Genomic DNA, 1,638 nt, shown 5'->3' with positions numbered 1-1,638 from the left:
ATTTTTCGCCAACCGATTATTGTCAGGATTGGGATTATTTTCATCAAGGTCTTCTCTAATTTCGCTTAAAAACCTTTGCACCAAAGCATTTTGAGCTTGAACTACCTGAGCTATGGCAGGACGCAATTCGGGGTAAAAATTTTTATCCTGAGCAATCGGACCACTTATGATAAGCGGAGTTCTTGCCTCATCAATCAGAATGCTATCCACTTCATCCACAATAGCATAGTAAAAATCACGCTGAACCAACTGATTTGACGAAACAGCCATATTATCACGCAAATAATCAAAACCAAATTCACTGTTCATTCCGTAAGTTACATCACAATTGTATGCCTCTTTACGACTGTCAAAATCCATGCCTGTAGTAATACAACCAACCGTAAGACCGTGAAAATTAAAAATGGGACTCATCCACTCTGCGTCACGACTTGCCAAATAATCATTAACCGTAACCAGATGCACTCCGCGTCCAACTAACGCATTTAAAAACAAAGGCATAGTGGCAACGAGGGTTTTTCCTTCACCAGTAGCCATTTCAGCAATTTTTCCATCGTGTAAAGCCATTGCTCCAATCAGCTGCACATCAAAGGGAACCATATTCCATTCTACGGAATGACCGCGCACATCAAAATTTTTGCCTACCATCCGCCGACAAGTATCTTTCAAAATAGCAAAAACTTCCGGAAGGTAATCATCCAAAGTGCTCTTCGTTAAATGTTTAAGTTCTTTTTTTGTGGCGTCTATATTATTATCCAGATGATTGCGTTCACTATCCTCTTTTGCTTCCCGATATTCTTTTTCCTGTGCCAACAATTCATTCTGCAAAGGGGCAAGCTTAGCGGCAATTTCTTGTTTAATTTCCGTAACTCGATTGGTCAGCTGCTCATCATCATACTGTTCCAAATTCGCATAGATTTCATTTATTTCTTTTACGATGGGTTCGTAACGCTTGAGGTCCTGACTGTTTTTATCGCCAAAGATTTTTTTTAATACTTTCTCTAACATTTTGTATCCTTCTCTGTTTATGGCAGATAACTTTGCCATTTAAGGACTTATGAAATAATTCCTTTTTTTGTCAGTTAAATTGAGAGGTGGAATTGTGTCAAATAAAAAAGGAAAATGCCCTCTTGATCCGTGCCTGCACTACTTTCTTATAACGCAGTAACAATTCTGTAACGCTTTAGTAACGAGATAACGGCAGTGTTACGGAAGTGTTACTTCAGCGTAAGATAAGCTTATATGTTCCAAGTTGTTAGGCGAGGGGGTCAAAGCAGGGTTCCGTTACCTTGGGTAAACCTGTTTTTCGCCAAAAGTGTAGGCGGAGGACATCGTTCCTTTGTAGGGGAAATAAGGGTGGAGCTACGGCGAGCTCCGGCTACCCGGTAGGGAAAAAAAGAGCGGAGCTACAGCGAGCTCCGGCTACCCGGTAAGAAAAAAAAGAGCGGAGCTACGGCGAGCTCCGGCTACCCGGAACACCAAAGAGGGAGCAAAACACAACAAAATAATCCTTATAATCCTGAAATCCTTGTATTTAAAAATAATCCTTTACCTTTAGCTTTACCATAATTGCAAAATGGATAAAGCAGTTTCAAACTGCTGGATATAGTTATCTTGCGGGTTCAGTTCAATGATCAC

The 1,638-nt window shown here is 40.5% G+C and carries 1 protein-coding gene; it reads right to left on the bottom strand.

The window, feature by feature from the left end; all coding sequences use genetic code 11:
* Positions 1 to 1,008: preprotein translocase subunit SecA (secA, locus tag ABFC98_03315; GenBank protein MEN6445056.1), on the bottom strand; the 1,008-nt coding region annotated here is incomplete at its 3' end.
* Between the last annotated feature and the right edge of the window lie 630 nt (positions 1,009 to 1,638).

Origin of the sequence: Candidatus Cloacimonas sp. (genome assembly GCA_039680785.1) — a bacterium.
GTDB lineage: Bacteria > Cloacimonadota > Cloacimonadia > Cloacimonadales > Cloacimonadaceae > Cloacimonas.
Note: the sequence above shows the minus strand (reverse complement) of the source record. Positions and strands in the feature narration are given on the sequence as shown.